A 23,988-nucleotide genomic window follows, 5' to 3' on the forward strand; every position below is an offset into this window, starting at 1 on the left:
TCTCCACTAAGTGTTGGAAAAGGTCATACAAGTCGGTGCGGCCCCACCCTGTCTGGCCGGAGCCGGAAAAATGGGTGAGAATGCCCCGGCAAAGGGCCTTGCAAACGCGGGGCCTATCATAACCAGGATTCGATCCTACCTATAAGGCCCGCAGCGCACATGAAACGAACTGCATTCTTCATCTCCGACGGCACCGGCATCACTGCCGAAACCCTCGGCCAGAGCCTTCTGGCGCAGTTCGAGAACATCAACTTCACCAAACTGACACGACCTTACATCGATACCGAAGAAAAGGCGCGCGTCATGGTACAGCAAATCAACCGGGCTGCGGAGGCGGACGGGGCAAGACCGATCATCTTCGATACCATCGTCAATCGTGAGATCCGCTCGGTCCTGGCGCAATCCAACGGTTTCATGATTGACATCTTCTCGACCTTTTTGTCCCCGCTCGAGCAAGAATTATCCTCAGACTCGTCGTATTCCGTCGGAAAATCCCACAGCATCGGCCATAACCCGCACTACATGGAGCGGATCGATGCGGTGAACTTCGCCCTCGACAACGACGACGGCGCCCGCACCCACTACTACGACAAGGCCGACCTGATCCTGGTCGGCGTCTCGCGCTGCGGCAAGACGCCCACCTGCCTCTATATGGCCCTGCAATACGGCATCCGCGCGGCGAACTACCCGCTGACCGAAGAAGACATGGAGCGCCTGCAACTGCCCAACGCGCTCAAGCCCTACAAGCACAAGCTGTTCGGCCTGACCATCGATCCGGACCGGCTCACCGCCATCCGCCACGAGCGCAAGCCCAACAGCCGCTACGCCAGCTTCGCCCAGTGCGAGTTCGAGGTTCGCGAGGTGGAGAACCTGTTCCGCCGCGAGAACATCGCCTACATCAACTCGACGCATTTCTCGGTGGAGGAGATCTCCGCCAAGATCCTCGTCGAGAAAGGCGTCGAGCGCCGGCTAAAGTAACCGGCCACCACGTAAAAATCCCCCAACCGACGGCCGGCATCACCGGCCGTTCGACTTTCTGCAGCCTTTCATTCGGGCGCCTATCATTCTCTGAACCCGCGTTTTACCCGTGGCAGTTTTCACGGATCGGGCATTCCCGGCACAGGAGAGCGCCATGCGAGAATGTCAGTACCTGATTCTGGTCGCCTTGTTGGCATTGACGGGTTGCGATTCGGGCGACAAGCCCGTCGCCAAGACCGCCACGGCCGCCACGCCACCCGCCAGCCCGCCCGCCGCGACAGCGCCTCCCCCGCCAGCGCCTCCTGCCCCGCCTCCAGCCGCCGCCCCGGCCGCGCCCGCTGCCGCGCCCTCGCAGGCGGTGTTCAGCGTCGAGGAACTGGACCAGATGCTCGCGCCGCTGGCGCTGTATCCCGACTCGCTGCTGGCCCAGGTGCTGATGGCCACCACCTACCCCGGCAACGTTGCCGACGCCGCAGCCTGGTCGAAGGCCAACCCCAAGGCGGCAGGCGATGACGCCGTGAAACAGGTCGCCAACCAACCCTGGGACCCCAGCGTCCAGTCGCTGGTCGCCTTCCCCCTGGTGCTCGCCACGCTGGGGCAGGACCCGGCCTGGGTGCAACGCGTCGGCGATGCCTTCCTTGCCCAGCCCGATGCGGTGATGGATTCCATCCAGCGCTTGCGTCGCCAGGCCCAGGCCGCCGGCAACCTGCAGTCGAACGAGCAGCAGACCGTAACCATCAAGCCGGCCGCCCAGCCGGCACCGACGCAGCCCGCTTCCGGTGGAGACACCGTAGTAGTGCAGCAACCGGCAGCGGCGCAGACGATCATCATCGAGCCCACCGATCCGCAGGTGGTCTACGTGCCCAGCTACAACCCCACGCAGGTCTACGGCTCCTGGCCCTATCCCGCCAGCCCGCCGGTGTATTACCCGCCACCGCCCGAATACCCCGTCGCCACGGCGCTGGCCACCGGTCTGGCGTTCGGCGCGGGCGTTGCCATCGTCGGATCTCTCTGGGGCGACTGTGACTGGGACGACCATGACATCGACGTCGACGTGGAGCATTACAACAACTTCAACAGCAACCGGAACGTGAATCGCAATGTGAATCGAGACTTCACCGGCAACGTCAACGGCAACCGGGCGAAGTGGCAGCACAATCCGACTTATCGCAATGGCGTGCCTTATCGCGATTCTGCCAGCCGCGAGCAGTACAACCGCCGACTGGCCGGGGGCGAGCAGCGTGATGCGCTGCGCGGCTTCGACTCGGCCCGCACCCAGGAGCGCGCGAAAGCCAGGGAGAGCCTGACCCAACGCGGCATCGCCCCACCGGCGGCGAACAATGCCCAGGCCCGCGAGCGTGCCCAGGCGGCGACCCGCGACCTGCGGGACAACCCGCAAGCCCAGCAGCGTCTGCAGCAAGGCAACCGCGACAACGCCCAGGCCCGTGAGCGGGCGCAAGCTGCCACCCGCGAGTTGAACCGTACCCCGGACAACCGCCAGCGCACGCAGAACCAGGTACAGAACCGCAGCAACCAGGCGCAGCAACGGCCACGGACGCAGAACAACCAGCAGATCCGCGAACAGGCGCGCCAGCAGCACGCCCGCACCCAGGCCCCGCGCAACAATGCCTTTGCCGGCGCCAACAACCCCAGGCAATCCCGCGAAGTTGCCAACCGCGGCCAAGTCAGCCGCGCCGCCGCCAGCCGCCCGCAGGCCGCCCGCGCCGGTCACACCGTCCAACGTCCTGCCCGCGCGCCCTCCGGCGGCGGCCGGCGCCGCTAGGAGACGAGCCATGCCCATCGCATCGCGCCTGCTGGCGCTCGCCCTCCTCGCCGCCCTGCCCGCCAGCCTGCTGGCCCAGGACAGCTTCCCCACCCCCGACGCGGCCGCCGACGCCTTCATCGCCGCGCTCGGCACCGAAAAGGCCGACCCCGAACGCCTGGCCGCTCTGCTGGGCAAGGACTGGCAGAGCTACATACCGACCGCCGGCATCGACCGGGATGAAGTGGACGCCTTCCTCGCCCACTACAAGGACAAGCACCGGATCGAGAAAGACAACCCGCGACTCGCCCATCTGGTCGTCGGCAACGATCCCTGGACCCTGCCCCTGCCGATCGTCCACGACAAGAACGGCTGGGCCTTCAACGCCAAGGCCGGCGGCGAGGAAATACGCATTCGCCGCATCGGCCGCAACGAGGAGTCGACCCTGGAGGCCGTGCAGGCCTACCACGACGCGCAGATGGACTACGCCGAGGTTGACCGCAACGGCGACGGCGTCCTGGAGTACGCGCAGCAGTTCGTCAGCAGCGACGGGCACCATGACGGTCTGTACTGGCCGGAGGAAGACGGCGGCGAGGAAAGCCCGCTCGGCCCATTGTTCGGCGACGACCTGCCGGGCGACGGCTGGCATGGCTACCACTACCGCATCCTCACCGCCCAGGGCCCCTCGGCCCCCGGTGGCGCCTACGACTACAAGATCGGCGGCAGGATGACCCGCGGCTTTGCCCTGATCGCCTGGCCGGTGAAGTACGGCGACAGCGGCGTGATGAGTTTCATGATCAGCCACGATGGCGAGATCTTCTCCAAGAACCTCGGCCCGGAGAGCGACAAAATCGCCAAGAAGATGAGCCGCTTCGACCCGGACAGTAGCTGGACCGAGGTCACCGCCGAGGAGGAAAAGCCCTGAGTGACTGAACCCGCCCGGCCGCCTGGCGGTCGGACGGGTTCTGGCAGAGCCCGCCGCTCGCCCGGCATTCGGCGGGCCCGCAAGGCCCTGTCATATGCCTGAAACAAATACCCTGCCAACACGCCAACCGACTGTCGCCAGCGAAAAACCACATGATAGAATTCGGCGCGCTATTGCCTGGCGTCACCAGGCCACGCCGGCCGGCATGCCGGCCACAGCCATTTGGGGTGACGACCGGGGCGTTTCTTTTCAAGGCTTTGCGGCCACTCACTCATCAAGGCCCATGAGACTCAAGCCCACTGCCCTGCTCCTCTTCCTGAGCATCTTCCTGCTTCCCGGCATCAGCGCAGCTGCCGGCAAGACCGTCTATGGCCTGAACGAATACGCCCGGATCAACGACCTGGACATCGAACTGGCCGCCAAGCTCGACACCGGCGCCAAGACCGCTTCCCTCAGCGCCCGCGACATCAAGCGCTTCAAGCGCGATGGCGAGACCTGGGTGCGGTTCTACCTGGCCACCGACACCGCCGACAGCCAGCCGATCGAGAAACCCCTGGCGCGCATCAGCAAGATCAAGCGCCGCCACGGCGACTACGACCCCGACGAAGGCAAGGCCTATACCGCGCGTCCGGTCATCGAGCTTCAGCTGTGCATGGGCAAGGCCCTGCGCACCATCGAAGTGAACCTTACCGACCGCAGCGCCTTCCAATACCCGCTTCTGATCGGCTCGGACGCGCTCAAGCGCTTCGGCGCCCTGGTCGACCCGAGCCTGAAATACGCTGCCGGCAAGCCCGGCTGCCAACCCGTAGCGAAACCTGCCGAGTAATCCCATGCGCTCTCTTACCCTGCATCTGAAGGTCCTGATCGCCATCCTGCTGACGCTGGGCGTCGCGATCACCGCCTACCAGATCTTCGTCCTCGGCATCCCCATGACCGAGGCCGAGACCGACGACCTGTGGAACATCGACGCCAAGGTCGAGTTCATCGCCACGCCGAAGACTCCGGTGAAGGTGCAGATGTTCGTGCCGCCATTGGCCCAGGATTACGTCAGCCTCAACGAGAGCTTCGTCTCCAACAACTACGGCGTGGGCATCAACCGCTCCGACGGCAACCGCAAGGTGACCTGGTCCTCGCGCCGCGCCAGCGGCCAGCAGACCCTCTACTACCGCCTGGTGCTGACCAAGCGCTATGCCGGCGCTACCGAGAAGGCCAAGGAAAAGGGCCCGATCTTCCGCGACAGCCTGCCCCTGGAAGGCCCGGACAAGATCGCCGCCGAAGCCCTGATCGCGCCCATCCGCCAGCACTCGGCGGACGTCGAGACCTTCGTCAGCGAAGCCATCAAGCGCGCCAACAACCTCAATGACGACAACGTGAAACTGCTGCTGGCCGGCGACACCAGCCTGGACAAGCGCTCCCACGTGGTCGAAACCCTGCTCGCGGTGGCCCACGTGCCGCTGGAGCGCGTGCATACCATCCGCCTGGTCGCCAACCAGCCGCAGCAGCCCGAACTCTGGCTGCGCAGCTACAACGGCAAGGAATGGCTGTACTTCAACCCGGAAACCGGCGAGCGCGGCCTGCCCAACGATCGCCTGATCTGGTGGCTGGGTGACGAGAGCCTGCTGTCCATCGAAGGTGGCAAGAAGGCCCAGGTCAGCTTCAGCCTCAACAGCAGCGAGATGAACGCCATCCGCCTGGCCAAGCTGTCGGACGAGAACACCGACGCGGCCTTCCTCGAGTACTCGCTGTACGGCCTGCCGCTGTCCACTCAGCAGACCTTCCAGATCATGATCATGATCCCGTTCGGCGTGCTGGTGATCCTGATCCTGCGCAACCTGATCGGCCTGCAGACCCTGGGCACCTTCACCCCGGTGCTGATCGCCCTGGCCTTCCGCGAGACCGGCCTGCAGTGGGGCATCGGCCTGTTCACCGTTATCACCGCGCTGGGCCTGTCGCTACGCTCGTACCTGGAACACCTGAAGTTGCAGATGCTGCCACGCCTGTCGGTGGTGCTGACCTTCGTGGTGGTGATGATCGCCGCCATCAGCCTGCTCAGCCACAAGCTCGGCTTCGAGAGCGGCCTGTCGGTCGCCCTGTTCCCGATGGTGATCCTGACCATGAGCATCGAACGCCTGTCGATCACCTGGGAAGAGCGCGGCGCCGCCCACGCCATGAAGGCTGCCATCGGCACCCTGTTCGCCGCTGCCCTGGCGCACATCCTGATGCGCGTACCGGAGCTGGTGTACTTCGTGTTCACCTTCCCGGCCGTGCTGCTGATTCTGGTGTCGTTCATGCTGGCGATGGGTCGCTACCGCGGTTACCGCCTGACCGAACTGTTCCGCTTCAAAGCCTTCCTCAAGGACTAAGCCATGTTCGGCCTGATCAAGCGATGGAAAGCCCTGGAAGCCAAAGGCATCATGGGCATCAACCGACGCAACGCGGACTACGTGCTCAAGTACAACCAGCGGCACCTGTACCCGATCGTCGACGACAAGATCATCACCAAGCAGCGCGCCATCGAGGCGGGCATCCACGTACCGGAAATGTACGGGATCATTTCCACCGAGAAGGAGATCGAACGCCTGCCGGAGATCATCGGCGAGCGCAGCGACTTCGTGATCAAGCCGGCGCAGGGCGCCGGTGGCGACGGTATCCTGGTGATCGCCGATCGCTTCGAGGAGCGCTACAAGACGGTCTCCGGGCGGATCATCAGTCATGAGGAAATCGAGCACCAGCTGTCGAGCATCCTCACTGGCCTGTACTCCCTGGGCGGCCACCGCGACCGCGCGCTGATCGAGTACCGGGTGACCCCGGACCAGATCTTCAAGAGCATCAGCTACGAAGGCGTACCGGACATCCGCATCATCGTGCTGATGGGCTACCCGGTGATGGCGATGCTGCGTCTGCCGACCCGCCAGTCCAACGGCAAGGCCAACCTGCACCAGGGCGCCATCGGCGTGGGCGTGGACCTTGCCACCGGCCTGACCCTGCGTGGCACCTGGCTGAACAACAAGATCAGCAAGCACCCGGACACCACCAACGCGGTGGACGGCGTACAACTGCCCAACTGGGACGGCTTCATGAAGCTCGCCGCCGGCTGCTACGAATTGTGCGGCCTGGGCTACATCGGCGTGGACATGGTGCTGGACCAGGACAAGGGCCCGCTGATCCTTGAGCTCAACGCCCGCCCCGGCCTGAACATCCAGATCGCCAACGACTGCGGCCTGACCCTGCGCACCCATGCCGTCGAGGCGCACCTGGCCGAGCTGGAAGCCAAGGGTGTGAAGGAAACCGTGGAAGAGCGCGTGCGCTTCTCCCAGCAGCTCTTCGGCCACGTGCATCCGAAGGAAGTCTGAAGCGCCCTGCCCCACAAAAAAGCCCGGCATTCGCCGGGCTTTTTCATGGTCATCTGATTTCGCGGACAGCGCGTAGGGCGCATAACGCCAACGGCGTTATGCGCCGTGGAGGCTGGCGGATAACCCGCTTCGGGTTATTCGCCCTACGAAACTACTTCAGCGCACTACGGCCAGCTCGAACCCACCCTGGTCACCGTGCTCGCGCACCTTCATCCCGGCCTCGTTCACCGCCAGGTCTTCCAGCGGTCGCTTGTAGGGCTTGTTGTCGAGGGTCTGCAGGCTGCGGTCCTCGTCGGTAGTGAGCAGCAGGACGTAACGCTCACCCTGGTTGGCGCGCACCGGGATTGTCCCTTCGATGAATGCATAGCGGTACCAGGTCTCCGGATTGAGCTTGTACACCGCGTCACTCACCAGGCGCGTCGGGCGCTTCTGCTCGTCGAGGAACAGCAGCGACGGGTAGACCACCTGGTGGTTGGCGAAGCTGCGCACGCGCAAGCCGTAGACGTGTTGTGAGCTGGGCAGCTTCATTGCCACGAAGTAGCTCTTGCCCATGGGGAAATCGAAGCTCGGCGAGAACTTGTTCAGCTCCTCGTAGCGCGGTTCTTCCACCGACAGCTCGGTGAAGTCACCGTCGCCCATCTGATCGCAGCAACGCCGCTGCAGGTCGACATAGAGGTCGTCCAGGGTCTTTCCACTGCCCTTGAGCAGCGCCTTCATGGCGTCAGTCTGCTCGCCCATGCCGTCGAGCCCCGGCAGGTTGTTCGGGCGCCCCTTCAGGTCGATCTGCCGGCCTTCGGTAAAGGCGATAGTGCTGCCGCCCTGCTCGCCCCGACGAAACATTGCCCCGCGCTGCTCCGCTGTGATCGGTGAGTTGCGCACCTGCCCCTTGTCGTCGACCCAGGTGAAGTACGGGTTGCCGTTCTCACTGCGGACAAAGCCGCGATCCTCGTAGGACTCGGCGTCGATGTACTCGGAAGAATGGTCCCCGTTGGGCAGCACGTAATCCGCGCGGCCGGGTGCTACCTGGCCGGCGGCGTAGAAGCTGTTCTGCAGGTTGCCCTGGGCGTCCACCCAGGTGAAGTAGCGGCGCTTGCTCTCCCCCGCCGGCCGGGCGCCCGGCCACTGGGTGGCACTGAGGTCGATCAGGCGTGCGCGGTCGCTCTGGTCGATGCGCTTGTCCGCCTGGCGCTGCTGCTGGGCGTAGTTGGCGTCGACGAAGGTGTTGTGCACCTGGCCGCTGTCGTCGATCCACGACAGGTAGCGGCCGCTGGCAGCCTGCGCCGATGCGCTCACCACGCCGACGGCGGCGACGCAGGAAATCAGGAGGGTCAGCCCGTTCATGTTGTTGCCCTCAGAAGGTGGTGCGGTAAGTCATGGCGAACACATAGGCCTTTACCGTGGTGCTGACGTCGAGGCCGGCATAGGGGTTGTACACCAGGTTGTCGATGCCGGTGCAGTTCAGATTGCAACTGGTGCCCGCCTTGATGCTCTGCTTGGAGACGAAGTAGTTGAAGCCCAGGTCGATCACCGTGTCCTTGTCCCACTGATAGCCCAGGCCCAGGCCGTAAAGATCGGCGTCGCCGATAGGCACCAGGGCGTCCGCCTTGTCCTTGGGGATCGCCGAGGGACGGTACTCGTATCCGGCGCGCAGTTGCAGGCGGTCGTTGACGTCGTACTGCACGCCCATGGCATAACTCCAGGTGTCCTGGTAGCCACGGTCGAGGATGATGCTGTGGTCGGTGGCGCCGTTGGGCGCGAAGTTCTTGGCGATGCGCAGCAGGTCGAGCTCTTTGTCGAACTCGATTTCCAGCTTGTTCCAGTCGCTGTAGTCGGTCCACTTCAGGTCGAAGTTGAACTGCCACCTGTCGAACGGCCGCACCTTGATCCCGGTGGAGAAGCTGTCCGGGTTGACCATGTTCAGTGTCGCCACACCGTGCTCTTCCTCGGCGTTGCCGTAGGGGAACAGCGGGCTGAGGAAGGCGCCGAATACCGAGTTCTGCATGCCGGACCAGAAGCCCTGCCAGTCCTTGGTGTAGTCGACACGGTACTTGCCCTTGAGGTGCATGCGCGACTCGCTCTGGTAGGTCGCGCCCCAAGCCAGCCAGTCGTAGGGTTCCCACAGCACGCCCAGGTTGAAGCTCGGCGACAGGGTCTGCTGCATGTCCAGCTTGAGGTTGGCCAGCGAGTCGTAGGGGCCGATGCGGCCGCCGCAGACGTTGAACACCAGCTCGACGATCTCCTGCGCACCGGGCACGCAAGTGGTGTCGTGCAGGGTCTGCAACAGGCCGGTAAGCAGGCCTGGGTTGCGGAAGTCGGTGTCCAGCGCCATCGCCTGGTGGGAGAAGCCGATGCTCAGGCCCACCGACAGGTCGTCGTTGACCTCGTAGCCCACCGAGGGCGAGAAGTAGGTGATGCGCTGCAGCGAGACGCGGCGGCCTTCGTAGCGTGCCGGGTCGCTGTCCGAGTCGCGCGAATAGCCTAGCGCCTGGGGCGCGTAGACGTTGGTGGCGAAGGTGAACTTGGAGCCCGGCGGGTTGATCGACAGGCCGGCCAGTGGCGCCACCAGCAGCGGCATGTCGGTCATGCCGCCAAGGCCGGGCAGGTACATGGTCGGAGTCAGGGTACGGCTGTTCTCACCGGCCACCGGGTCGTCGTCCAGGCCGAAGGAGGACGAACCATAGTCCGGCGGCGCCTTGAAGCCGGCGCGGATATCCATGACCCCGGTGATCAGCTTGAGCTGAGTTTGGCGGCCCTTGAGCTTGGTCAGGGCGGCGGGGTTGTAGTGCACCGCGTCGATACCGGTGGAGTCGGCCGTGACCGCGTTGGCCATGGCCATGGCCTTGGGGTTGCCGATGGTCAGGTCGTTGGCGAGCTGGGCGTTGGCGAGCGTCGCCCAGCCAAACCCTACCCCTGCCATCGCCACCGCGAGGGGCGAAATGCGCATAGTCATGTGGTGGTCGCTCGTCGGTTACTGGGCTTTGAGGCCTTGGATATCCAGGGGAAGGGAAACCCCCAGCAGTACATCCGGCGAGTCTTCGGTCAGACCGAAACCGGCGTTCACGTTGACGATGTAGTCCGGCGATGTTCGCAGGCCGAGCGAGAAGTTCATGATCGCGCTGGTCTGCTCGGGCGCCTCGACCGTGCGGTCGTTGAAGTAGTACTTGTTCTTGAACGAGTAGGCCATCTGGTAGGAGGTGGCCAGGGAAACGTCGTAGGACAGCGCGTAGGCCATCCCCATGGCGAAGTTCAGCGTATCGCCCGGCACCACCTTCTCCAGCTCTTCGCCGAACTGGTTCTGGTGGATGTCATCGACCTTCATGTTGTAGGTGTAACCCAGCGAGCCGTAGAGCACGACGGGATCGATCACGTAGGACATGTTGGCGCCGGCGCCCAGGCTGTAGAAGCCGTTGCCGGTGGAGACGTCGTCCTGCACGTTGCCCTTGTACGGGCTGTCGCCGGTGGGCAGGCCGAGGGTGGCGTAGAGCGTGGTGACCGGAGCGCCACGACGCGCGGCCCAGGGCTGCCAGCGCAGGGTGGCGGAGACATCGCCCAGGCTGTAGGCATGGATGTCGCGCTCGGTGTCGTACTTGGCCACGAACGGCAGGCGCATGCTGAAGGTCAGGTTGTCCCAGATGCCGTAGTCGAAGGTGAACGAGTTGGTGAAGGTGTGCTGCGCCTCGCTCTGGGCCAGCACGCTGTAGACGTTCTCGCCACTGCGCACGGCCTGCAGGCGGGTGTCGCGCATCAGGGTGTAGTCGAAGCCATAGGTCAGCTGGCGCTCACCTTTCTTGAGCAGGGTGTAGCTCTTCTCGGCGGCCTGGAACACCTGCTCCAGCGCCTTGGCGCTGTCGGCGTCGGTATCCTTCTTGGCCAGCGCATCACGCGCGTCTTCGGTTGTCGCTTCTTCGGCGATGGTGCTGGTACTTGCCAGCAAGGCCAGAGCGGCAACGCACGCAAACCCCTTGAAATCCATGTTGCTATCCCCTGGTCTTGTTCTTATTCGTATGGGCCGATCGGGCGATCACTTGCGCCGGATGTACTGGACATCTCCGTTCGTGGCGGCTGTGCCAATCTGGTTCTGGGTGACCTTGCTCATCTCCGGGAACTCGCGGAAAGCCAGCAGGCTCACGGTCCGGTCGTCCACCAGGCGCATGTCGGCTTCCTTCAGCTCCAGAGCGTTCCTGGGCTCCTGGCCGCTGGGGTAGATCACGAAGAGCACGTTCTGGTCCCAGATTTCCTCGAAACGGGCGCGGGTGAAACTGATGTTGCCCAAGGCAGGATCGGCAACGAAGACGTGGTCGTTGTAGACGTCGCGGACCACGACGAAATGCTTGAAGCCGGCATAGTGGATCGGCACCAGCGCCGGGTGTTCGAGCGAGTCCAGGTCGGAGAACTCGGCACGGAAGCCGCCACTCTTGTAGCCGAGTGCGGCGGCATAGCGCTTCATGTCCAGAAGCGAGAATCCACGGCGCTGGACGATCTTGTCGGCCTCGCCGTACTTGATCAGGCCTTCCATGACCTGACGCTCTTCCAGGTTGCGGCCCAGGTAGTAGTCCAGCAGCGTGGTCAGCGCCGCCGAGCCGCAGCTGTAGTCGTAGGCCTGACGGATGACGTTGCGGAACTGCACCTGGCTCATCGGCTCGAGCTGGACCGACTCGCGGAAAGGACCGTTGGGCGTGAGCGGCTGCGAGATGTTCACTGTGCCCTGCTGTTGCGGCTTGGTATCCACGGCCTGGGTAAAACCGAACAGGCCCAGCAGGCTTCCCAGCAGAATCTCGAACATCCCACCCCTCGCTTCAAATTCTGGAAGTCATTCCTGGAAGACCCTCGCCGGCAGGCGCCGGCAAGGGGTACTGCGCTTCAACCTGCGGGATCAGTGACCCCAGACCTTCACGGTCGAACCGGCGAGGTTCAGGTTGGAAACGGTCAGCGAACCAATGCTGGCGCCGCCGGTGCCTACCTTGACGGCGTCGATGGTGACGTCACCGGTCACGGTGGGCAGGCCGATGGCCAGTTGTTCGGTGGCTACGGCAGTGCCGCCGCCAACCGGAGTGATGTTGGTTTTCACCACGTCGACGGTCATCGGCGCGTTGTCGGCGATGGTCACGCTCGGCAGGTGGATACCCTGCAGGACCAGGGAACCGCCGTTGGTGTCGGCGTCCTTGTAGGTGACAGCGCCAATGGAGGCGTTGAAGGTACCGGAAATGCTGATGCCATCCTGGCCGGTGATACCGGACAGTGCAGCGTCATCCATGGATTTCATGTCGGCATGTGCCAGGAACGGAGCGGCCAGAACTGCGCTTGCAAGAACCAGTTGCTTGATTTTCATTGTTATAACTCTCCAGTGTTCAGGTGGGGTTGCCCCAGGCACTGCAAGGGGCGTCCTACCCCGCTGCAGGTTGACCGGCTGATGCCGATCTTCCAGACCCCCGACTTCTTCCTTAGGCGCCGCGGGTATGGATTCGTGAAGCACGAAGCTTCTCGTCCTGGTCTCCAAGCTACTGACCCGCCGTGAACCTGCCAGCCCATCCAAGGGATGGCGCAAAACCAACCTTCCGACTCAAGCTTCGCTGAGCAGTCCCAGACTCTTCCCCTTGAGTACCGCCTGGGTGCGGCTGCGCACGCCGAGCTTGGCGAACAGGTTGTGCAGATGCCACTTGATGGTGGCCTCCGACAGATGCACCGCCTGGGCGATGTCCCGGTTCGACAAGCCGGCCGCCACGAGCCGCAGGATCTCTCGCTCACGGTGGCTAACATCTTGATTTTCATCGAAACTTTCAGGATCAACGGAGAGCCTGCGGCATTGCTCGCGAAGCATCTCGGCCACCCCTTGCCAGGCCGAAGCGCGCTTGGGTTCTGCGCCCTTCCAGGCCTCCCAGAGTGGCAGTAGCCACAGGGCGTCGTCCTGGAACAGGCGCCGGTAACCCAGGTTCCAGGCTTCCTCGAGGGTGGGGGCGAACAGAGCGAAGGCTTTTTCGCTGTTACCTTTCTGCCAATACGCCACAGAAAGTAACAGCGAAAGACGCAGCCGCCGGTCGCGCTGATAGGGCGAGGTAAAGCCCGCCAGACACGATTCCAGACGCTGCTGCGCACGTTCGGCGTGGCGCTCGGAAAGCGCCAGGCGCGCCTCTGCCATCACCAGCGCCGCGTGGGCATCGGCATAGCGTTCGGCGTTGAGTCCCGAGAGGTGCCGCGCCAGTTGCAGACACACACGCTCGGCCTCGTTGGGCCGGCGCATCCACAGCAGCAGTTGCACCTTGCAGCTCATCGCCAGCGCATGCACCCGCTCGTAGCCCGGCGACTGCAGGCCAACCAGCCATTCGTCGAGCTGGGCCAACCCTTGTTCGGCCTCACCAGCGAAGAATCGCGCCTTGGCCATCACCAACTGACCGCGACTGATCAGCTCCACCGGTGTGGCAACGTCGCGCCAGGTGGTGGCCAGCGGCAGTTCGGCGAGGATCGCCGCGTGGCGATCCTGCTCGTAGAGCAGATCCGCATAGGCCAGGGACAACGGTCCTCCGACCCGGCTGCGCCGGCCGAAGACCCGCTCCACGCGGCTGCGCGCGCTCTCGGCAATGGTCCGCCCGCGCTCCAGCTCACCGCGTTCCTTGCAGATCAGCGCCTCGATCATGCTGACGACGACCTGCAGGTATTCGCTGTCAGCCATGCGCAGGCAATCGCGGGCAACGCCGATGGCACTGGCCGCCTCGGCGTAGTCACCCAGCAGCGCATAGGCCGCAGCCTGGATGCACGACAGGCTGGCGCGAAATACCGGCTGGTTACCCGGCACCAGCGCCAGCCACTGGCGCGCCACCTTCAGGCAGGCCTCCAGCTTGTCCTGGTACAGCAGCACCAGCGCCTTCAGCACCTGGGCCACGGCGAGCAGCTCGGCCATGCCGAAGTGACGCACCTTGCCCTGCCCCTGCAGCAACCGGACGCTGAGCTCTTCGATCAGCGCCTCGGCCTCGGCGAACTTCTGCTCGAAGGCCAGCTGCCAGGCGTAGAAGATCTGGAACACCGGGTGCTCGCGGATCACCTCGGCGGGAATGCTGCTGAGCATGCCGAGGATGCCGTACACGCGGTTGCCGGCAATCAGCTTTGCGCCCTGGCGCTCCAGCAGGTCGGCGGCAAAGGCATAGTCGCGGGCGCGCAGGGCGTACTTGATCGCGCGGTCGGCCATGTCGCGGCCCTCGCACCAGCGCGCGGCGGCGTGCAGCAGCGGCGTCGGATCGGAGTTGCGCGCCAGGCGGCCCTGAAGGAATTCGGCGAACAGGTGGTGGTAGCGGAACCACTCGCGCTGGTCGTCCAGCGGGATGATGAACAATTGCTCGTTCTGCAGCCGCATCAGCATGTCCAGGCCATCACGGCGCCCGGTCAGGGCGTTGCACAGCTCGGCGCAGAATTCGTCGAGCACCGAGGTCTGGTCGAGGAACTGCTGCAGCGGTTCGGGCAGGCTGCGCAGAACGTCCTCGGCGAGGTAGTCGGCAAGGTCGCGCTCGGTGCCGGAAAGCCCCTTGAGCAGCGCCGCGCGGTCCGGGTTGCGCGCCAGCGCCAGGGCCGCGAGATGCAGCGCAGTGATCCAGCCTTCGGTGCGTTTATGCAGCAGCTTGAGCTCGCTGTCGCTCAGGGCCAGCCCCTTGAGTTCGGTGAGGAAGGTGTCGGTTTCCTCGCGGGTCAGGCGCAAGTCGTCGCCGCTCAGGCAGAAGGCCCAGGGCGCCAGGCCCGGCTCGTCCACCAGGAAGCGCGGGCGATAGCGGGTGCTGGTGACCAGGCGGATGTTGTCCGGCAGGTGCTCGATCAGGTAGCGCGCGCCGTGGGCCAGCGCCGGGTGGCGAATCTGGTGGAAGTCATCGAGCAGCAGGTAGATCGGCCCGTCGAGGCGACGCAGGTCGGAAAGGAAGGCGTCGATGATGCCTTCCAGCGGCAGGGTCATGTCCGACTGCAGCAGGTTCGAGGTGTTGGTGCCGAAATCCGCCTCGACGCTGCGGATACTCGCCACCAGGTACTGCACCAGGCGCTGCGGCTCGCTGTCGCCCTCGTCGCAGGACATCCAGGCAACCCGCGCGCCACCCTCCAGCAGGCGCTGGCGGAACAGGCTGAGAATGGTGCTCTTGCCGAACCCGGCCGGCGCGCTGAGGATCAGCACGCGCTGCTGGCGGTGGGCATACAGGCGGTCGATCAGGGCGCGGCGCGGCAGCAGCGAATCGCTGTCGGTGCGCGGCGGAAACAGCTTGGTGCGCAGCAGCGGCATGGGCTGCTGCGGCAGTGTGGTCAGGGTCGTCATGTCAGAGCAGACTCAGCTCGCGGGCACGGCGTATCGCTTGGGTCCGATTGCGCACCTTGAGCTTCTCGTAGATGTTGTGCAGGTGCCATTTGACGGTGCCCAGAGCCAGCGACAGCTGCTGGCCGATCTCCTCGTTGGAGAGTCCCTGGGCCGCCAGGCATACCACCTCGCGCTCGCGGTCGGTCAGACCTTCCTCGAGCACTTCGGGCGACCTGCGTGCTTCCTGCCCCGGCCAGACGGTCAACATTCCGCGAATGAAAACCTGCAGCGCCGGTTGTCGCTCGGTGGATTCCAGTTGCTGCAGCAACTGGCGAACCCCCTCGCCTTCCTCGATGAAAATGCTCCGCACCCCTTCCCGCTCGGCGCCGACCAGGCATTGGCCAAGCAGGCTATGGGAGCGTTCCTGGTAGCCCAGGCGCTGGTAGCTCAGGGCCGCCAGAAGATCCAGGCGCAGCCGTTGCAGGCCGTGCCAGCCCGGCTGCAGCATGCCGCGCAGCTGGGTGATTTCGTGCAACGCCTCGCTGAAGTGCCCGCGCGCCTGGAGCAGGCGCACGCGGCTGATGCCCTGCACCCAGAGTACCGGGTTGAACGGCATCTGCTTGTAGTGACTGGCGAGCTTCGCCCAGTCGATCGCCTTGAGCCGCTGTTCGGCGCGCTTGCAGCGGTCGGTGGCGGTTTCCTGGAGGATCAGGTTGATCTCCTCGCCCACCGCCATGGCGAAGAAGCGCCAGGACTGGTTTCGCGAAGCCAGGGTCTGCATCAGCCCGAGGGTGGCCAGCGCCTCCTTGCCGCGCCCTTGCAGGCGCTGGATGCGCGCCAGGCACTGCATGCCCTGGGCGTACAGATCAATGGGGTTGACCACGTCGACCCGGCCCAGCGCCCAGCGCAGGCGCTCTTCCAGGCCGTCCAGTTCGGTGCGGTAGTAGGCCGTCAGTGCTTCGGCTATGGCCGGCAACGCGAGAGCCTGGGAGCGTTTGTCGAACAGCGGCATGGCCTGCTCACGGACGCGCTCGATAAGCATCTGCGCCTGCTGGACCTGGCCCTGCTCCAGCGCCAGCACCACTTCGATGGTGCACTGCTGCATGTGCAGGTAGCGGCCATCGAGGAAGTGGTTGCGCTGCTGCGCCAGCCCCATCAGGCGACGTGCCTGTTCGGCCTGGCCGCGCACAACCTGGGCGAAGGCGGCGATCAGCAGAATCGCGCCCTCGAGGAACGCCGAATTCTGCCCCAGCTGGCTCTCCACCTTGCGCGCCAGGGTGATGCACTGTTCGAGGTCATCTTTCTGCAGCGCCAGCACGGCTTTCACCGCCAGCGCCGAGAGGTACTGGTTGCCCATCGGGCCGTTGCCGCGCGAGTCGCCCCAGCGCGCCAGCAGCTCGTCGATCATGCGGTTGGCTTCGGGCAGGCTGAGCTCGGTGGCGCGGGTCCAGACGTCGCTGAGCACGAGGATCGGGTAGCGCTCGGCGATCTCGTTCGGCACGTGCTTGCGCCAGCGCGAGATCAGGTAGAGCTGGCCCCGGTTGATCAGTTCAAGGCCACAACCATCGACCAGCGCGGCGAGCATCTCCGGGTCCTCGGCGAGGCAAGCGTGCTCGATGGCCAGGGTCGGCATGTGGTGGTTGGTGAACCACAGGCTGGCGTTGAAGTGCAGTTGCTTGAAGCGCTCCGGATCACGCTCGCGCAGGCAGGCGCGGAGGAAGTCGGCGAACAGCTGGTGGAAGCGGTACCACTGGCGGTCGCGGTCCAGCGGCAGGAGGAACAGCTGCATGCTGTCCAGATGCTCCAGCAGCGCCTGGCCGTCCTGGCGGCCGGTCAGGGTATTGGCCAGGTCGCCGTTCAGGCGATTGGCGATCCCCAGGGACAGCAGCGCGTCCTGCACGTCGGCCGGCAGGCGCTCGAACACCGCGCGCAACAGGTAGTCACCCACCGCCGCCTTGTCGCTGCTGAGCAGCTTGAGGTCTTCCGGAGCACCCGGCTGCTGGCGCAGCCACAGGCTGACCAGGTGAACCCCCGCCATCCAACCTTCGGTCTGGTTGTGCAGCGACTGCAGGCAGCTATCTTCGAGTTGCAGGCCATCGCGGGCCAGGTACTCGCGGGTTTCGTCGCGGGACAGGCGCAGCTCGTCCTGGCCAATTTCCAGCAGCAGGCCCTTGGCGCGCCAGGTAGCGAGGTTCAGCGGCGGCTGGGAACGGCTGCCGATGGCCAGGGTGAGGCCGGGCGGCGCGTACTGCACCAGGCGATTGAGGCCGGCGAAGACGTCGGAATGGGTGATCTCATGCAGGTCGTCGAGTACCAGCAGGACCTTGCGCTCGTCACGGGAGAGGTCCATCAGCAGGCTTTCCATCACCGCGACCACGGGCACGCGCATGGTGTTATGCACGTACCCCAGCGCATCCTCACCGGTGCCCGGCACGGAAGTGGCCAGGGCCTGGATGAGTTTCAGGCAGAAACGACCGGGATCGTCGTCGTCACTCTCCAGGGAAAGCCAGGCGACCTTGTGGCCTTCGCTTGCACGCTTGCCGGCCAGCGCCGCCAATGCGGTGGTCTTGCCGAAGCCGGCGGGCGCCGAGAACGACAGGATCGAGGCATAAGGATGTCGGTCCAGGGCATTCTGGACCTCGGGACGAATCAAATAATCAGCAGGCACCCGAGGGGGTGTTAATCTGGAGCGCAGAAGGCTGCCGGCTGCGGGCTCGAGCACTACATCCACGGCCTGTATCCCTATGTCATTATCGTTGTTGGTACGGAGCACTGTCCGCGTGGGATTCGTCACTTCTTATCAGAATGCTTTTCCTACGTAAACTGAAGAAATAGCTCTAGGATCGACACTTCAGCCGACCTGATCACCTCATTTGCCTGCACGCTGTTACCCATGCCTGACTGTTTTCTGTACCCGCTTCCTTACCGGGAAGACCCGGGCGAACGCTTCGCCCTGATTCATCGGGCACCCGGCGCCGTACTCCTGGACGCCGGTCGACCCATTGCCACACGTGGACGCTATGACCTTCTGAGCGCCTGGCCATTGGCAGAACTGGCACCAACCGCCGACGAATCGGCCAAGCGCTTCTTCGCCCGCGCAAGAGGCGCCTTGCAGAGCCTGGGCGAGGCAAAAGTCCCGGACAACCGCAAACTGCCATTCGTCGGCGGAATGATCGGTTATCTCGGTTATGACTTCGGCCGGCGCGTCGAGCACCTGCCCGAACCGAACCTCGACGACCTCGCCCTGCCCGATGCGCGCCTGGGCCTGTATGCCTGGGCACTGGTTACCGATCACGAGGAGCGCAGCAGCCAGTTGGTGTTCCACCCGTCACTGGCAGCCAGCGAGCGGGAACGCCTGATCGCGTTGTTCGAGAACGCCCACGACGATGAAGCGCTGCCGCCCTTCCAGCTTGCTGCGCCCTTCCGTCCGGACCTGAGCCGCGAGCAGTACCACGAGGCGCTGGAACGGGTGCACGGCTATATCCTCGCCGGCGACTGCTATCAGGTGAACTACACGCAGCGCTTCCGTGCGCCCTGCCAGGGCTCGCCCTGGCTGGCCTACCGCGCGCTGCGCGAGGCCTGTCCTACGCCCTTTGCCGGTTACCTGGCATTGCCTGAAGGCGCCGTCCTCAGCCTGTCGCCGGAGCGCTTCATCCAGCTCCACGGCAACCAGGTGGAGACCCGCCCGATCAAGGGCACCCGCCCGCGCGGCGACTCACCCGAGGCCGACCGACAGAATGCCGAGGCCCTGCTCGCCAGCGAGAAAGATCGTGCCGAGAACCTGATGATCGTCGACCTGCTGCGCAACGACCTGGGCCGCAGCTGCCGCCCAGGCAGCGTGCATGTGCCCGAGTTGTTCGCGGTGGAGACCTACCCCAACGTCCACCACCTGGTCAGCAGCGTGCGTGGCGAACTGGCAGACGGCAAGGACGCGCTGGACCTGCTCGAAGGCAGCTTCCCCGGCGGCTCCATCACTGGCGCACCGAAGGTCCGCGCCATGCAGATCATCGACGAGCTGGAGCCGACCCAGCGCAGCATCTACTGCGGCAGCCTGCTCTACCTCGATGTGCGCGGCGAAATGGACAGCTCCATCGCCATCCGCACCGTACTGGTCAAGGACGGCCAGGCAAGCTGCTGGGCCGGCGGCGGCATCGTGGCCGACTCCAACTGGGAAGAGGAATACGCGGAATCGCTGACCAAGGTGGGCGTGCTGCTGCGGACGCTGGAAAGCCTCTGACAGAAACGTAGAAAACAAAAAGCCCCGCATCAGCGGGGCTTTTTCGTCACAGCCGGTGTTACAGGCTGAGCGGGCGGTTGGACGCCTTGAGGAATTCCTTCTTCAGGTCCTCATAGGTGTGCACGGCCGGGAACTGCGGGAACTCACGAATCACGTTTTCCGGCGCGTGGAACAGGATGCCGGCATGGGCTTCGGAGAGCATGGTGGTGTCGTTGTACGAATCGCCAGCGGCGATCACACGGTAGTACAGGCTCTTGAAGGCGATGACCGACTGACGCTTCGGATCCTTCTGGCGCAGTTGGTAATCCACCACACGATCAGTCTCGTCGGTGATCAGCTTGTGGCACAGCAGGGTCGGGAAACCGAGCTGGCGCATCAGCGGCTGGGAGAATTCGTAGAAGGTGTCGGAGAGGATCACCACCTGGAAGCGCTCGCGCAGCCAGTCGACGAACTCCACCGCGCCTTCCAGCGGCTTCAGGGTGGCGATTACTTCCTGGATGTCTGACAGCTTCAGGCCGTGCTCGTCGAGGATGCGCAGACGCTGCTTCATCAGCACGTCGTAATCCGGGATATCACGGGTCGTCGCCTTCAGCGCTTCGATACCGGTTTTTTCAGCGAAGGCGATCCAGATTTCCGGAACCAGAACCCCTTCCAGGTCGAGACAGGCGATTTCCACGAACGATTTCCCCGCAGGTTTGACTTGAGAGGCGGCACTCTAGCCGCTCGCTCCAGGCGGTGCAACGCACCACTTATACCCAAACACCACAGTCGACCTTCCTGATGGTTATTTAGGGGCATATCCCCCTCTTTGCTACCATCGCGCCCACAGAGCGCCTTGCGCCATTAAAACTAGGAATACCGCCTGATGAGCCTCCCGTTCGATATCGCGGAAATCGCCGCGAGCTATGCCAGCAAAGCCCCACAGGACATCCTGAAGCTTGCCTTCGAGCACTTCGGCGACGAGCTGTGGATTTCCTTCAGCGGCGCCGAGGACGTGGTGCTGGTGGACATGGCCTGGAAGCTCAACAAGAACGTCAAGGTGTTCAGCCTCGACACCGGCCGCCTGCACCCAGAGACCTACCGCTTCATCGAGCAGGTGCGCGAGCACTACGGCATCGCCATCGAAGTGATGACCCCCGACCCGCGCCTGCTGGAGCCGTTCGTCAAGGAAAAGGGCCTGTTCAGCTTCTTCAAGGACGGTCATGGGGAGTGCTGCGGCATCCGCAAGATCGAGCCGCTCAAGCGCAAGCTGTCCACCGTGACCGCCTGGGCCACCGGCCAGCGCAAGGACCAGAGCCCCGGCACCCGCAGCCAGGTCGCCGTGGTCGAAGTGGACGGCGCCTTCTCCACCCCGGAGAAACCGCTGGTGAAGTTCAACCCGCTGGCGAACATGAGCAGCGAAGAGGTCTGGGCCTACATCCGCATGCTGGAAATCCCCTACAACAGCCTGCACGAGCGCGGCTTCATCAGCATCGGTTGCGAGCCCTGCACCCGCCCGGTCCTGCCGAACCAGCACGAGCGCGAAGGCCGCTGGTGGTGGGAAGAAGCCACGCAGAAAGAGTGCGGCCTGCACGCCGGCAATTTGATCAGCAAGGCCTGAAGCCGTACCCTCGGCTGACGGAAACTTCCTTGTCAGCCCGCAGCCCAGGATCGGACGCCTGCATGCCTGCGGCGGAGCCGATCCCATGCGCATCACCCTGGTGAAGAAAGTCCTGGCCGACGGCCAGGACTGCCGCAAGTGCCGCGAAGTCCACGACCGCCTGGTCAAGGGCGGCTACCTGGACCGCATCGACCGCACCCTGGTCGCCGACGAGCGCAACCCCGCCAGCACCGGCTGGCTGGTCGCCGCGCAGTACGGTGTGGACACCGCCCCCTTCTTTGTCGTCCGCCACGATGATGGCCGCGAGGTCGTCTACACGGTGTTCATGAGCTTTCTCCATGAAGTTCTGGAAGGCCGCGGCGAACTCCCGCTGGACTCCCGCGAAGCGCTGGCCGAACTGGCCCAGCGCGACGACCTCGATCGCCTCTGAGCGTCGTCTTTGACGCTTTCTTGATGCCCGTTCGGCCAGACTGTTTTCTCCTTCCCTGACGCACAAGGATGTTTCGCCATGGCCGACGGCACGGATCGCAGACGCCCCCGCATTCCCACCACCGTCTGGGCACTGGGTTTCGTCAGCCTGTTCATGGACCTGTCCTCCGAACTGCTGCACAGCCTGTTGCCGCTGTTCCTGGTTGGCAGCCTCGGCCTTAGCATGGTCGCGGTGGGCCTGATCGAAGGCATCGCCGAAGCCACCGCGCTGATCGTGAAAGTATTCTCCGGCGCCATCAGCGACTACCTTGGACGACGCAAGGGCCTGGTGCTGTTCGGCTACGGCCTGGCGGCGCTGTCCAAGCCGCTGTTCCCGCTGGCTACCTCCGGCGAGACCATCTTCGCCGCACGCCTACTCGACCGTATCGGCAAAGGCATCCGCGGCGCACCACGCGACGCACTGATCGCGGACGTTTCGCCGCCGTCGATCCGCGGGGCCTGCTTCGGCCTGCGCCAGTCCATGGACACCGTCGGCGCCTTCGCCGGCCCGCTACTGGCCATTGCGCTGATGCTCTGGCTTGGCAACAACCTGCCACTGGTGTTCTGGTTCGCCTGTATTCCAGCCGGCTTCGCGGTGCTGGCCATCGTCTTCTTCGTCAACGAACCGGAACCGGCCGAAGGCCCCCAGCGCTTCCGCTCGCCGATCCATCGCGACGCGCTGCGCAGCTTCCCGGCGCGCTACTGGTGGGTGGTCAGCATCGGCGCGGTGTTCACCCTCGCGCGCTTCAGCGAAGCCTTCCTGGTGCTGCGCGCCCAGGACATCGGACTGCCGATGGCCTGGACACCCATTGTCATGGTGGTGATGGCCCTGGTATTCATGCTCTCGGCCTACCCGGTGGGCTGGTGGTCGGACCGCACCGACCGCACCGGCCTACTGGCTATCGGCATGGCCCTGCTGGTGGCGGCCGACCTGCTGCTGGCCTGGGCCGACTCCACGCCGCTGATGCTCGTCGGCGTCGCACTGTGGGGCCTGCACATGGGCTTCACCCAGGGGCTGCTGGCCACCTTGATCGCCGACACCACGCCAGCCGACCTGAAGGGCACCGCCTTCGGCGTGTTCAACCTCGCCAGCGGTATCGCCATGCTGCTCGCCAGCGTACTGGCTGGCTGGTTGTGGCAGAGTTTCGGCGCCAGCTGGACCTTCTTCATCGGCGCGGCGCTGGCCTTCGCCGCCCTGCTATTGCTGCGCTGGCGCATCCACTGAAGCCAGCAATGAAAAAGCCCGGCATCTGCCGGGCTTTTTCGAGTGAGGGGGCGATCAGTAGACCGGCAGTTCGATGCCGTCGAACAGCTCGTCCAGCTCGGTCTTGTTGTGGCACTGAACGGCCTTGGCCAGCAGGTCGCGGGTCAGGTGCGGGGCAAACTTCTCGATGAAGTCGCACATGAAGCCGCGCAGGAAGGTGCCGCGACGGAACCCGATCTTGGTCACGCTGGACTCGAACAGGTGGCTGGCATCGAGCATCACCAGGTCGCTGTCGAGCTTCGGATCGACCGCCATGTGGGCGACGATGCCCACGCCCAGCCCCAGGCGCACGTAGGTCTTGATCACGTCGGCGTCGGCCGCGGTGAACACCACTTTCGGCACCAGGCCACGCTGGTTGAAGGCTTCGTCGAGCTTGGAGCGGCCGGTGAAACCGAATACGTAGGTCACGATGGGCTGCTCGGCCAGCAGCTCCAGGGTCAGCTTCGGCACCTTGGTCAGCGGGTGGCCCTGGGGCACGATCACGCAGCGGTTCCAGCGGTAGCACGGCATCATGATCAGGTCACCGAACAGCTCCAGCGCCTCGGTGGCGATGGCGAAGTCGACGGTGCCGTCGGCGGCCATCTCGGCGATCTGCATCGGCGTGCCCTGATGCATGTGCAGGGAGACGTCCGGGTATTGCTTGATGAAGCCGCTGATCACGCCGGGTAGTGCATAACGCGCCTGGGTGTGGGTGGTGGCGATGGACAGCGTGCCCTTCTTTTCGTTTGAGAACTCCTGGGCGATCTGCTTGATGCTCTCGACCTTGCGCAGGATCTCGCCAGCGGTGGTGATGATGCGCTCGCCGGCCGGGGTGACGCGGGTCAGGTGCTTGCCGCTGCGGGCGAAGACTTCGACGCCCAGCTCGTCCTCCAGCAGGCGAATCTGCTTGCTGATGCCGGGCTGGGAGGTGTACAGGCTTTGGGCAGTGGCCGAGACGTTCAGATCGTGGTGCGCGACTTCCCAGATATAGCGCAGTTGCTGAAGCTTCATGGACTTTCCTCGAAATGAATGTCGCGACCCGCGATCAGGGGCTTGTCGTTTTATAACCATATTAATGGTTTAAGGAATAAAACTAGACGTTTTTTTTCGCCCTGCATGCCATTCGTCTAAAGCCCTACGGAAATTCCGGGCTTGCCTG

19 protein-coding genes are annotated in these 23,988 nt (G+C 64.5%); 10 read left to right on the forward strand and 9 right to left on the reverse strand.

Going from position 1 to position 23,988, the window contains the following annotated elements; translation table 11 throughout:
* Window positions 1-159: 159 nt before the first annotated feature.
* From IB256_RS24525 to IB256_RS24550, 6 genes are all read left to right on the forward strand, one after another.
* Window positions 160-978: a pyruvate, water dikinase regulatory protein gene (locus tag IB256_RS24525; RefSeq protein WP_017516884.1), complete on the forward strand. Its 819-nt coding sequence runs from the start codon at window positions 160-162 to the stop codon at window positions 976-978.
* 154 nt (window positions 979-1,132) lie between these two features.
* Complete coding sequence (locus IB256_RS24530) at window positions 1,133-2,761, forward strand: DUF3300 domain-containing protein (RefSeq protein ID WP_192404449.1); 1,629 nt, start codon at window positions 1,133-1,135, stop codon at window positions 2,759-2,761.
* 10 nt (window positions 2,762-2,771) lie between these two features.
* Window positions 2,772-3,665, forward strand: coding sequence for a DUF2950 domain-containing protein (locus tag IB256_RS24535; protein ID WP_192295412.1), 894 nt, complete (start codon window positions 2,772-2,774; stop codon window positions 3,663-3,665).
* 283 nt (window positions 3,666-3,948) lie between these two features.
* Window positions 3,949-4,491, forward strand: a complete 543-nt coding sequence (locus tag IB256_RS24540; protein ID WP_081520578.1) for an ATP-dependent zinc protease — start codon at window positions 3,949-3,951, stop codon at window positions 4,489-4,491.
* 4 nt (window positions 4,492-4,495) lie between these two features.
* Complete coding sequence (locus IB256_RS24545; RefSeq protein ID WP_192295411.1) at window positions 4,496-6,028, forward strand: inactive transglutaminase family protein; 1,533 nt, start codon at window positions 4,496-4,498, stop codon at window positions 6,026-6,028.
* A 3-nt stretch (window positions 6,029-6,031) separates the two neighbouring features.
* The gene (locus IB256_RS24550) at window positions 6,032-7,018 is read left to right on the forward strand and encodes an alpha-L-glutamate ligase-like protein (protein WP_081520580.1); all 987 of its coding nucleotides are present in this window, start codon (window positions 6,032-6,034) and stop codon (window positions 7,016-7,018) included.
* 156 nt (window positions 7,019-7,174) lie between these two features.
* Here IB256_RS24550 and IB256_RS24555 read toward each other — a convergent pair whose 3' ends face one another.
* The 7 genes from IB256_RS24555 to IB256_RS24585 form a co-directional block, all read right to left on the reverse strand.
* Window positions 7,175-8,359, reverse strand: a complete 1,185-nt coding sequence (locus IB256_RS24555) for a MalM family protein (RefSeq protein ID WP_192295410.1) — start codon at window positions 8,357-8,359, stop codon at window positions 7,175-7,177.
* A gap of 10 nt (window positions 8,360-8,369) precedes the next feature.
* A complete protein-coding gene (locus IB256_RS24560; RefSeq protein ID WP_139791695.1) occupies window positions 8,370-9,968 on the reverse strand; it encodes an outer membrane protein transport protein in 1,599 nt (532 codons plus the stop codon).
* An 18-nt stretch (window positions 9,969-9,986) separates the two neighbouring features.
* Window positions 9,987-10,991, reverse strand: a complete 1,005-nt coding sequence (locus tag IB256_RS24565) for a transporter (RefSeq protein ID WP_081520583.1) — start codon at window positions 10,989-10,991, stop codon at window positions 9,987-9,989.
* A 48-nt stretch (window positions 10,992-11,039) separates the two neighbouring features.
* The gene (locus IB256_RS24570; protein WP_081520584.1) at window positions 11,040-11,801 is read right to left on the reverse strand and encodes a C39 family peptidase; all 762 of its coding nucleotides are present in this window, start codon (window positions 11,799-11,801) and stop codon (window positions 11,040-11,042) included.
* 90 nt (window positions 11,802-11,891) lie between these two features.
* Complete coding sequence (locus tag IB256_RS24575) at window positions 11,892-12,347, reverse strand: DUF6160 family protein (protein WP_017516894.1); 456 nt, start codon at window positions 12,345-12,347, stop codon at window positions 11,892-11,894.
* Window positions 12,348-12,578: 231 nt separating this feature from the next.
* Window positions 12,579-15,302 carry a helix-turn-helix transcriptional regulator gene (locus IB256_RS24580; protein ID WP_192295409.1) on the reverse strand — a complete coding sequence of 908 codons (2,724 nt, stop codon included), beginning with the start codon at window positions 15,300-15,302 and terminating at the stop codon, window positions 12,579-12,581.
* Between the two features lies 1 nt (window position 15,303).
* Window positions 15,304-18,012, reverse strand: a complete 2,709-nt coding sequence (locus IB256_RS24585; RefSeq protein WP_192404450.1) for a helix-turn-helix transcriptional regulator — start codon at window positions 18,010-18,012, stop codon at window positions 15,304-15,306.
* A gap of 162 nt (window positions 18,013-18,174) precedes the next feature.
* On the opposite strand from IB256_RS24585, the gene pabB reads away from it, so the two are divergent.
* Window positions 18,175-19,518, forward strand: a complete 1,344-nt coding sequence (gene pabB, locus IB256_RS24590; RefSeq protein ID WP_192295407.1) for an aminodeoxychorismate synthase component I — start codon at window positions 18,175-18,177, stop codon at window positions 19,516-19,518.
* A gap of 58 nt (window positions 19,519-19,576) precedes the next feature.
* Here pabB and thrH read toward each other — a convergent pair whose 3' ends face one another.
* Window positions 19,577-20,194, reverse strand: coding sequence for a bifunctional phosphoserine phosphatase/homoserine phosphotransferase ThrH (gene thrH / locus IB256_RS24595; RefSeq protein WP_024765701.1), 618 nt, complete (start codon window positions 20,192-20,194; stop codon window positions 19,577-19,579).
* Between the two features lie 189 nt (window positions 20,195-20,383).
* Here thrH and IB256_RS24600 point away from each other — a divergent pair, with 189 nt between their 5' ends.
* From IB256_RS24600 to IB256_RS24610, 3 genes are all read left to right on the forward strand, one after another.
* The gene (locus tag IB256_RS24600) at window positions 20,384-21,118 is read left to right on the forward strand and encodes a phosphoadenylyl-sulfate reductase (protein WP_081520588.1); all 735 of its coding nucleotides are present in this window, start codon (window positions 20,384-20,386) and stop codon (window positions 21,116-21,118) included.
* Between the two features lie 85 nt (window positions 21,119-21,203).
* Window positions 21,204-21,548: a hypothetical protein gene (locus IB256_RS24605; RefSeq protein ID WP_192295406.1), complete on the forward strand. Its 345-nt coding sequence runs from the start codon at window positions 21,204-21,206 to the stop codon at window positions 21,546-21,548.
* A 78-nt stretch (window positions 21,549-21,626) separates the two neighbouring features.
* Window positions 21,627-22,811: an MFS transporter gene (locus IB256_RS24610; RefSeq protein WP_192295405.1), complete on the forward strand. Its 1,185-nt coding sequence runs from the start codon at window positions 21,627-21,629 to the stop codon at window positions 22,809-22,811.
* 54 nt (window positions 22,812-22,865) lie between these two features.
* On the opposite strand, the gene cysB is transcribed toward IB256_RS24610, so the two are convergent.
* Window positions 22,866-23,840: an HTH-type transcriptional regulator CysB gene (cysB, locus tag IB256_RS24615; protein WP_024765699.1), complete on the reverse strand. Its 975-nt coding sequence runs from the start codon at window positions 23,838-23,840 to the stop codon at window positions 22,866-22,868.
* Between the last annotated feature and the right edge of the window lie 148 nt (window positions 23,841-23,988).

Source organism: Pseudomonas sp. PDM17, assembly GCF_014851985.1.
Classification (GTDB): domain Bacteria; phylum Pseudomonadota; class Gammaproteobacteria; order Pseudomonadales; family Pseudomonadaceae; genus Pseudomonas.

What these genes read in the sequence shown, in the direction of transcription:
- IB256_RS24525 (WP_017516884.1), top strand. Translation starts at nt 160, where the DNA reads ATGAAACGAACTGCATTCTTCATCTCCGACGGCACCGGCATCACTGCC.
- IB256_RS24530 (WP_192404449.1), top strand. Translation starts at nt 1,133, where the DNA reads ATGCGAGAATGTCAGTACCTGATTCTGGTCGCCTTGTTGGCATTGACG.
- IB256_RS24535 (WP_192295412.1), top strand. Translation starts at nt 2,772, where the DNA reads ATGCCCATCGCATCGCGCCTGCTGGCGCTCGCCCTCCTCGCCGCCCTG.
- IB256_RS24540 (WP_081520578.1), top strand. Translation starts at nt 3,949, where the DNA reads ATGAGACTCAAGCCCACTGCCCTGCTCCTCTTCCTGAGCATCTTCCTG.
- IB256_RS24545 (WP_192295411.1), top strand. Translation starts at nt 4,496, where the DNA reads ATGCGCTCTCTTACCCTGCATCTGAAGGTCCTGATCGCCATCCTGCTG.
- IB256_RS24550 (WP_081520580.1), top strand. Translation starts at nt 6,032, where the DNA reads ATGTTCGGCCTGATCAAGCGATGGAAAGCCCTGGAAGCCAAAGGCATC.
- IB256_RS24555 (WP_192295410.1), bottom strand. Translation starts at nt 8,359, where the DNA reads ATGAACGGGCTGACCCTCCTGATTTCCTGCGTCGCCGCCGTCGGCGTG.
- IB256_RS24560 (WP_139791695.1), bottom strand. Translation starts at nt 9,968, where the DNA reads ATGACTATGCGCATTTCGCCCCTCGCGGTGGCGATGGCAGGGGTAGGG.
- IB256_RS24565 (WP_081520583.1), bottom strand. Translation starts at nt 10,991, where the DNA reads ATGGATTTCAAGGGGTTTGCGTGCGTTGCCGCTCTGGCCTTGCTGGCA.
- IB256_RS24570 (WP_081520584.1), bottom strand. Translation starts at nt 11,801, where the DNA reads ATGTTCGAGATTCTGCTGGGAAGCCTGCTGGGCCTGTTCGGTTTTACC.
- IB256_RS24575 (WP_017516894.1), bottom strand. Translation starts at nt 12,347, where the DNA reads ATGAAAATCAAGCAACTGGTTCTTGCAAGCGCAGTTCTGGCCGCTCCG.
- IB256_RS24580 (WP_192295409.1), bottom strand. Translation starts at nt 15,302, where the DNA reads ATGACGACCCTGACCACACTGCCGCAGCAGCCCATGCCGCTGCTGCGC.
- pabB (WP_192295407.1), top strand. Translation starts at nt 18,175, where the DNA reads ATGCCTGACTGTTTTCTGTACCCGCTTCCTTACCGGGAAGACCCGGGC.
- IB256_RS24600 (WP_081520588.1), top strand. Translation starts at nt 20,384, where the DNA reads ATGAGCCTCCCGTTCGATATCGCGGAAATCGCCGCGAGCTATGCCAGC.
- IB256_RS24605 (WP_192295406.1), top strand. Translation starts at nt 21,204, where the DNA reads ATGCGCATCACCCTGGTGAAGAAAGTCCTGGCCGACGGCCAGGACTGC.
- IB256_RS24610 (WP_192295405.1), top strand. Translation starts at nt 21,627, where the DNA reads ATGGCCGACGGCACGGATCGCAGACGCCCCCGCATTCCCACCACCGTC.
- cysB (WP_024765699.1), bottom strand. Translation starts at nt 23,840, where the DNA reads ATGAAGCTTCAGCAACTGCGCTATATCTGGGAAGTCGCGCACCACGAT.